Here is an 8,741-nt window from a genome sequence, read left to right on the forward strand (position 1 = left end):
GAATATTACCTATTTATAACTTATTAAAAAAATGTTAAAATCGTTCCCTGGGGCAATAACAAGCCGCCATCAGATTCAGTATGAATCCCTTAAACATGTTAATTGAAGCGGATTTTTTCCCCGTTCACATCCAGAATCAGCTCTTTCACATCAGATTCCTCCACTCTGCCTACAATCTGACCTTCAATGCCCAATTCCCTGCCTGTAGCGATCATGGCCTCCGCCTTTTCAGGAGTAGTGAATACTTCCAGCCTGTGGCCCATGTTGAAAACCTGGTACATTTCGCGGAGATCACTTCCCGAAGCCTTCTGGATCAACTGGAAGATCACCGGTGCTTCAAACAGGTTGTCCTTCACGATCCTGAAGTCCCCGGGCAGGTACTTCATACACTTGGTCTGACCGCCACCACTGCAGTGGATCAGGCCGTGAATGGCATCGAAATGCTCGCTGATCAGGGCTTTAAGCAAGGGGGCGTAAGTCCTGGTAGGGCTCAGCAACAGCTTGCCGATATTGAGGTCAGCAGGCAGGCCGGCATGATTTCCCGGAACGGGATCGGTCATCCGGTATGGTCCGATGTACACCACATCGTCACTCAGGCTGGGCTCAAAGCTCTCGGGGTATTGCGTTGCGTAATGTTTACTGAGCATATCGTGCCGGGCGCTGGTCAGGCCATTGCTGCCGATACCACTATTATAGGCATCCTCGTATTTAGTCTGGCCGTAGCTCGCAAAGCCAACGATCACGTCGCCAGCCTGGATCTTCTCATTGGTCACCAGCTTATCCTTGGGCCAGCGGGCGGCCATAGTGCCGTTTACAGCGATGGAACGGACCACATCGCCCACATCGGCAGTTTCTCCACCCAGGTACTGGATGTTCACGCCAAACTGCTTCAGCTCATCGAATATCTCCTGGGAGCCATTGATAACGGTTTCCAGGATCTCACCGGGAACGAGTTTTTTGTTCCGGTCGATAGTGGAAGAAAAGAGTAAATTATCATGGATCCCCACGCAAAGGAGGTCGTCCAGGTTCATTACGATGGCATCCTGTGCTATCCCCTTCCAAACAGAAAGGTCGCCGGTTTCCTTCCAGTACAGGTAAGCCAGAATGCTCTTGGTGCCCGCCCCGTCTGCATGCATGAGGTTCACCCATTGATCGTCTCCTGTGAGGAAATCAGGATAAATCTTGCAGAATGCGAAAGGATACAGTCCCTTGTCAAGCTTCTCCGTTGCCTTGTGTACTTCTTCTTTTTGTGCAGAAACGCCACGTTTTGAATATAAACTCATGGCCGCAAAGCTACAAAAAGTTGGGATGTTCTGCGGTATCACAATCAAACAAGCCACAACTATTTACGCTGCCTTATTGTAAATTCGCACCGCAATTATGAAAGTTTACCATTCTACAGAACAGATGCCGGCATTCCGGAACGCAGTTGTGACCATCGGAACCTTTGATGGCGTGCATATCGGACACCAGCAGATCCTCGCCCAGCTGAAGCAGGAAGCCGCCCGCATCCAGGGCGAGACCGTGATCATTACTTTCCACCCCCATCCCCGCAAGGTGGTGGCCGCCGGACAGACCCCGGTCTTTCTCATCAATACCATCGGGGAAAAGATAGAATTACTGGAAAAGAATGGTATCGATAACCTGGTGATCGTTCCCTTTACGGAAGAATTCGCCAGGCAGACACCTGAGGAATATTGTGAGCATTTCCTGATTGAGAAATTCCATCCACATACTGTGATCATCGGGTACGACCACCGCTTTGGCCAGGGCCGTAAAGGTGACTATAAATTACTGGAAGTTTACAGCGACAAACTGGGCTTTGAACTCAAAGAGATTCCCGCCCACGTGATCAACGAAAGCACCGTCAGCTCCACCCGTATCCGGGAAGCCATCCTGAATGGGGAAATCGGCCTCGCAAAATCACTGCTGGGCTATGATTTCTTTTTCGAGGGGAAGGTAGTGGAAGGGAATAAACTCGGCCGCACGCTCGGCTATCCCACCGCCAACCTGCAGGTGGCCATTGAAGAGAAGCTGGTTCCCGGCAACGGCGTTTATGCAGTAACGGTAGCACTGCCCGATGGCACACAGAAGAATGGTATGATGAATATCGGCGTACGCCCCACCGTTGATGGGAAAAAGAGAATGATCGAAGTGAATATTTTCGATTTCGATAAAGATATTTATGGCAGCACGCTTCGGGTGTACGTGAAGAAGTACCTGCGCGGCGAAAAGAAGTTCGATGGACTGGATGCCCTGAAGCAACAGCTGACCATGGACAAGTCAGCATCCCTTGCCTATTTTATACCATCATCTTAGCCACCATTTCTTTCAGCAGGCTGCCGTCGGAAGTGCCACTATCGTTCACCCCCACACTCTTTAAATTATAAGAATGTAATAAGAGAATAGCGGCTTCCACTCCTGCATATCCATAATTCCTGGCAGTGGCTACATAATCTTTCACAAAGAAAGGATTCACTCCGATATTGGTAGCGATGGTCTTATCATCCTTCGCCTGCTGGCCAAAGATCATATATGTTTTGCTGAACAGGTTGTACAGCGTTGGAAGGATCAGCTGAATAGGGGCCGCTTTGGGATTGGCCTCAAAATACTGGATGATCTTCATGGCCTTCGCCAGATCTTTCTGCGCCATGGCGCCCTGCAACTCAAAAGGATTGTACTCCTTGCTTACACCCACATATTTTTCGATATCATCTTCCGTGATATTATTACGCTCGCCCAGGTTCACCAGTACCTTATCGATTTCATTGTTGATACGGCTGAGATCATTACCGATATGGTCCACCAGCAACATCAGCGCTTTCTGTGAAATGCTCTTGCCTTTTGAGGTGATCAGTTCATTGGTCCAGTCGGGCAACTGGTTATCATACATTTTTTTTGTAGTGAGCATCTCCCCTTTTTCCTTGAGGGTTTTGGCGAGTTTGCTCCTGCCATCCACTTTCTTTTCTTTATAGGATACAACAAAGATGGTGCTGGAAAGCGGGTGTTCGATATAAGGCTCCAGTTTATCGATATCCCTCATCTGTTGCGCTTCTTTTAATATCACTACCTGTTTCTCTGAGAACATGGGATACCTCTTGCAGCTGTTCACCACATCGATCCAGCTGGCATCCTTTCCATAGAAAACCATGAGGTTGAAACCAGCTTCAGCCTCGGTGAGGATCTCATGTTCGGCATAATGGACCACCTTATCTATAAAGTAATCCTCCTCACCTTCCAGCCAGTAAACGGGTTTGAATTTGCTCTTTTTCCAGTCTCCAATTATTTTCTCAGCGGACATCAGGCTATGAAATTTAAAAAATTATCGCAATATTACACCAAATTTAACCCCTATTCGAATGGGATTTATTCACAATGAAAAACCAGGTCTGCACTGCATTCCCGCCATTTGCACAGCCCTCCTCCCACCCATATTTCAGAATTCTGGCATGGTTTTGGAAAAGATCATGATCGAAGTCCAGAACACGGCGCAAACCTATTATTTTAAACTTTTGAAAACCATACACAATTATGAGTACAACCAACTATCCATCAGCAAGTCCGCAAAGTCAGCCTCCTAAGAAGGATTCCAAAAACCTGATCATCGGTTTATTGGCAGTAGGCATCCTCGGTACCTGGGGATATTTTTTGTGGGACAAGAACAAGTCAGACCAGCAAATCACTCAACTGAAAACCTCATACGTTGCAGTTGACTCTTCAAAGAATGAGCTGCAGAAAAGTTTTGATGCAGCAGTGATCCGTCTGGATTCACTGACCGGTAACAATAATGAACTCGAAGGCAAACTGAGCGAGCGTAACAGCGAGATCAGCAAGCTGAAAGGTCAGATCGCCAGCAAACTGAAAAAAGAAAGGCTTACAGAAAGAGAAAAGACTGAGCTGAAAAGCCAGATCCAGGAACTGAATGACAAGATCAATAACCTGGAAGCTGAAGTAGCTCGTCTTACTCAGGAAAATCAGGTGCTGACTACTGAAAAAGTAGCGTTGACAGCCGACAAAGAGAAGCTGACAACTGACCTCGCAACTACCACTACAGCTAAAGACGAACTGGCTAAGAAAGTAGACATTGCCAGCACACTCAATGCCAGCAACATCAACATCACTCCTATCAATGAGAAGAGCGGTGGCCGTGAAAAAGTAACCACTACTGCAAAACGCGTAGACAAACTGGTTATCTCTTTCGATGTTGACAATCGCATTGCACAGGCAGGAAGCACTGAAGTTTATGTAAGCGTTACCGATCCGGAAGGAAAGCCTGTAACTGTTGAAGCCCTTGGCTCCGGCAGCTTCACTACCCGTGAAGAAGGCGACAAATTCTACACTTTCAAAATGCCTGTTGATATCGAGACTGGCAAAAAGAAACACGTAGAGTTCCCATGGAAACAAAACAGCGCTTTCAAAACAGGTAGCTACAAGATCGAAGTATACCACAACGGTTTCAAGATCGGCGAAGGAACATCTACCCTGAAGAAAGGTGGTCTGTTCAGCTAGTAAGACTAAAGACTTAAAGAATAGTAGATCCATATATGCCCCGGCTTGCGCCGGGGCACTTTTTTTTACTCCCTTATGCTACGGAGCTGTGGCGTAAGGAAGTTTTGTTTTTAGGGCTTTGGGCCGGACTTGGGATGTAAAAACACAGCACCCACACCTTCTTCTTCATTGATGGGCGCTGGTGGGGTATGTTTTACAGCCGGCTTTGCACAACCCTTATTTGCCAACAAGAAAAAAAGCAAGCAGAAGAGATCTTACAGCAACGCGCGTATCGCCGCCCTGCCCACATGAACAACACGGGAGGTACCAGGCTTACGGCCCTCATATTGAATGTTCAGCTCTAAATTATTACTAAGACGCTTGGTGAGATCCAGGTTCCAGAGGAAGTTTTTCCCAGGCAGCAGGCCATCGAGCAGAATGTAGGCCGCAGGCGAGTTTACGTTGGGTGTGGCATCATTGGATCTGAAGCTGATATTGTTGTAGGTGAACTTGCCGTTGATGCTGGTGCTCTGGAGAATATTGTATTTGATGTCTGTATTGATGGAATTGGAACTGGTCGTTTCGCGGGCACCTTCCTGGTTCTCGCGGGTCATGAATTTATAGCCGAGCAGCCATCGGAAATTGCTGCCGCTGATGAAGTTCAGCGCGGGCTCTACCGATTGCTGATCGATCTTGTAATTGCGGTTATCGAATTTGGCATTGCTGGTACTGAGCTGGTTCACGCCTGTGCGGCCCGTGAGCTCCAGGAGGAGTTTACGCGTGATGTTGATACGGCCACGGAGGCTCCATTCATCGAGGCTCCGTGTTTCGTAGCCGTAGGTGAGCAACGATTTATTGCTGTTGCGGGAATTATTGATATCAAAGCCCCAGCTGCTGCTGTAGCGATTGAAGGAGAAGGTGTTTACGAACACGGAATTCAGCGTGATGAGAGAAGTGTCTGCCAGCGGTGCTTTGAATGGATTCAACTGCACTACGCCACGTGCGATCTCTTTTTTGTTCAACTGCAATTGTGATTGAAGGTTGAGCTTCGAAAGCAGTTTTTTGAGGCCGCGGGCCTTTGACACATCGATAACCGAGCGGGGATTGAAGCCTGCCGTATAGTTGAAAGTATTGTAATTGGCTTTCAGGAAATCGTTGGTAGGTGTGAAGATGCGGATGTATTTGGCCTGGTCCTGGAACTTGGCGATCTCGAATTCGTTGAGCTGCTGGATGCCGTCCTCATTGTAATCGATCCAGGTGTATTCACCCTGACCAGCGGGTACTTCCAGGAAAGCGAAATCGCGTTTTTGCTCCTGACCCGATCCTACTTCATACAACACACTTCCCTGCAGGAGGCCGCGCCATTCGTTGAAAATATATTCAGCCCTGCCGAGCAGGCTCTTGTCCGCTTTCTGGGTGGTGATCTTATCGTTGAGGATGTCCAGGATACGGTAGGTGCCATTGAAGCGGAACTGGTGTTTTTCGTTTTGGAGCAGTTCGGCAAAGACATTGAAGTTGTTTGCGCGGTCGGCTGTTTGCAGTTCGCTGCCCACGGGGTACTGGTTGGTACGTGTGGAGTAAATGAAGCCCCACTTGTTGGGCTTTGCTTCATTGGATTTGAGCGTGGCCTGAAAATTAGTGAATGAGAAACTGAGGGCCGTAAGAGAATCCTTTGCACGATCCCTTATCTCTGTATGTTCTACGGAATAATTGAGGTTGATGGAATAGAAACCGATCTTTTTGAATACATGCGTGAGGTCAACTGTGGGGCGAAGGAAATACCCTTTCACATCGGTAGCACTCACATTGGATATGATGAACTGGTTATTTAATCGCCAGCCTTTTAGATCCTGAACATGGTAGAGACTGTTACGGATACCGGTGAAATCCCCTCCCCTGTTGTAGTTGGTGAACTGGTATTTGAGGGAGTTCATTTTTTTATCGGTCAGACCAAGGCCACCGGTGATGATAGATTCGTTGGCTGGCGTTGGGAGTAATGGAAGGCCCCAGTCGCGCGCAAACTCGATGTTGCGTAAACGCTCCAGCGGTTTGAAACGGCTTTCTACAAATTCAAAGCCGGCATTGGAAGTGAGCATCAATCCTTTGTTCCCGGCAAAGTTCAGTGTGTTTTTGATGGAAGCTTTGGCTGCATATCCTTTATCATCACCCTTATCCTTATCCGAAAATGTATTTACGTTGTAATTGCTCATGGCCACTTCGGTATTCACTTCTGTATTTTTATTCACCAGGTAATCCACTCCGAGGGTAACCACCTGTTGTTTCTTGGGCGTGACGAGGAATACAGCGGGTTCGTACCTGCCCTGCCGTTGGCCGTTTACAGGCTCCAGCCATTTGTACACTTTTCCATTGGCGCCATTGAAATCGGGAATATAGTTCCCATTGCCCTGTCCCACATCTATGAAGCTGAGGGAATAACGGGCACTGTCTGGGTTGGTGGAATAGATAAAGACGGTATCGTGCGAGAGGCCTCCGTTGTACACAGAATCTATTTTCTTGTACAGGATCTTTCCAACGGAGAATGTATCCAATGCAGCGTTGGGATAATAGGCTCGCTGTACGCTGTCACCGAGGTTATTGAGGAACTGTTTCTGAACAGGATCCAGCGTTTGGTTGATGGGCGAGCTTTTGGCATCGGAGTTATTGAAGAAGCCGATACGTACCTTGACCCTGTCTTTTATATTGAGCTCGTCGGCCAGATAGATATTGGAGTTGAGATAGTTCCTGTCGGCGTATTCAAACTCCACCTGGATCCGCTTGTCTTTAGTGATCATGCGGCGGGGGGTGAAAGTGATCTCTGCCGTATTGTAATTGATCACATAGTCCTGGTCTTCCCCGCGTTGCAGGAGCTCACCATCGATGAAAACCCTTTCGGTATTGGCAAGCACGATGAAGAAGAATTCATTGTTGGCTCCTTTGAGTCGATAAGGTCCCTGGTTGCCTTCCAGTGGCTCCAGGATATCCCGGGTGAATTTTCCCTTGGCGATGGAGCCGCTGACCGCGGCTTTATTGATGAGGCCGGGCGCTATTTCAGAAGTGGTTTCAAAAGCAAGGCCCTGCAAACGTTTATAGAAGCTGAGGAAATAGCTTTGTTGCTGTCTTAGATCTATATCACCCAGACTGAGCGCCCAGTTCTTTTTGCGGAATTGAAGAAAGATGCGGTCGAATTCATTGAGCTGTTGTGTGGTGCCATCGGGCTGAATGGGGATATTGTTGTCCGTTATGGCTGCCGCGATTTCGATGCTGTCTGCCAGGTAACCGCTTAGCTGCAGGTTGAGATTGCTGGTAACTACGGCATCCTGGCTATTGCCGAAGGAGATGGCCCTTCCGAAACTACCGTTATAGGTGATATTACCGAAATTGAAGAAGTTATCGGTCTGTTGAACTCCGGCAAAATTCGGCGTATAGGCCTGTCCGATGAAACGGTTCATCACGGAATCGTATTCCATGCGGTTGACTACGGCGTTGACACGCGTGGGGAAAACGCGGTAGCGGATAAAAAGACTATCGAGAATGAATTGTTTCTTCCAGGTGATGGTACTGTTGATGAAATCAACGGTGTACGCTGAGTCGGGGACACCGATTATCTGGATGGTATTGGGGATGAGACTTAGTGAATCAAGTGTTACCAAGGGCTGGCGTGTGCTCACTTTCTTAACGCGGAGGTTGGATAGCGGTTTGGGAGCCGGCTTCTGCTGGGCAACCAGATTCAGTTGACCACAAGCCAGCAACAACATCAGTATCAATATTCTCCCGGTTAACAAGTTCTCCATTTGACCCCCGCAATATTAGCGTAAAATCCCGCGGAGTAAGTAAAAAGCGTAGAAAATGAGCAATTATTGTCTGGTCAGGCGCAAAAAAGCCAGGACCGGATCTCTGGAACCGGGGCGCTGTAAAGCATAACCCTGTTTCCATTGTCCTGGTCCTGGCGGTACTTGTAACTGTATAACACAGGCAGGTGAAATGCGCTACTTCATCTGCGACCTGGCGTCGTTATAAACCTCTCTCGCTTTTTTGGTGGGCAGATAGATCTGGAAGCCCAGTCCGAATGCAACCTGGTTATTGGTGGTTGAATTGCCGAAACCCACCGTAAGGTTGTATTTCAGCAGTCCCTCCAGGCTGATGTTAGGAGTAATGAAATATGCGATACCAGGGCCGAATCCTACGCCCAGACCATTGGTGCTGGTGTTGTGAGCGCCATCCACTTTGTTGTTCTGGCCCATGATGCCCACATT

General features: G+C 48.2%; 5 protein-coding genes and 1 pseudogene. 2 read left to right on the forward strand and 4 right to left on the reverse strand.

Annotated elements, in window-relative coordinates; translation table 11 throughout:
• Positions 1–98: 98 nt before the first annotated feature.
• On the reverse strand, positions 99–1,283 hold the full coding sequence (locus tag ACTHMC_RS08125; protein ID WP_440412443.1) for an AIR synthase related protein: 1,185 nt from the start codon (positions 1,281–1,283) through the stop codon (positions 99–101).
• 97 nt (positions 1,284–1,380) lie between these two features.
• On the opposite strand from ACTHMC_RS08125, the gene ACTHMC_RS08130 reads away from it, so the two are divergent.
• Positions 1,381–2,319, forward strand: coding sequence for a bifunctional riboflavin kinase/FAD synthetase (locus ACTHMC_RS08130; RefSeq protein ID WP_440412445.1), 939 nt, complete (start codon positions 1,381–1,383; stop codon positions 2,317–2,319).
• Here ACTHMC_RS08130 and holA read toward each other — a convergent pair.
• Positions 2,303–3,301, reverse strand: coding sequence for a DNA polymerase III subunit delta (gene holA, locus ACTHMC_RS08135; RefSeq protein WP_440412446.1), 999 nt, complete (start codon positions 3,299–3,301; stop codon positions 2,303–2,305). The genes ACTHMC_RS08130 and holA overlap by 17 nt on opposite strands.
• A 230-nt stretch (positions 3,302–3,531) precedes the next feature.
• Between holA and ACTHMC_RS08140 the strand changes: the two genes are divergently transcribed.
• Positions 3,532–4,509, forward strand: coding sequence for a hypothetical protein (locus ACTHMC_RS08140; protein ID WP_440412448.1), 978 nt, complete (start codon positions 3,532–3,534; stop codon positions 4,507–4,509).
• Between the two features lie 254 nt (positions 4,510–4,763).
• Here ACTHMC_RS08140 and ACTHMC_RS08145 read toward each other — a convergent pair whose 3' ends face one another.
• Both ACTHMC_RS08145 and ACTHMC_RS08150 read right to left on the reverse strand, forming a co-directional pair.
• Positions 4,764–8,279, reverse strand: a complete 3,516-nt coding sequence (locus ACTHMC_RS08145) for a hypothetical protein (protein ID WP_440412449.1) — start codon at positions 8,277–8,279, stop codon at positions 4,764–4,766.
• Positions 8,280–8,474: 195 nt separating this feature from the next.
• Positions 8,475–8,741 (reverse strand): annotated as a pseudogene (locus ACTHMC_RS08150) (hypothetical protein); the annotation flags it as partial.

Origin of the sequence: Pseudobacter sp. (assembly GCF_051955275.1) — a bacterium.
Lineage (GTDB): Bacteria > Bacteroidota > Bacteroidia > Chitinophagales > Chitinophagaceae > Pseudobacter.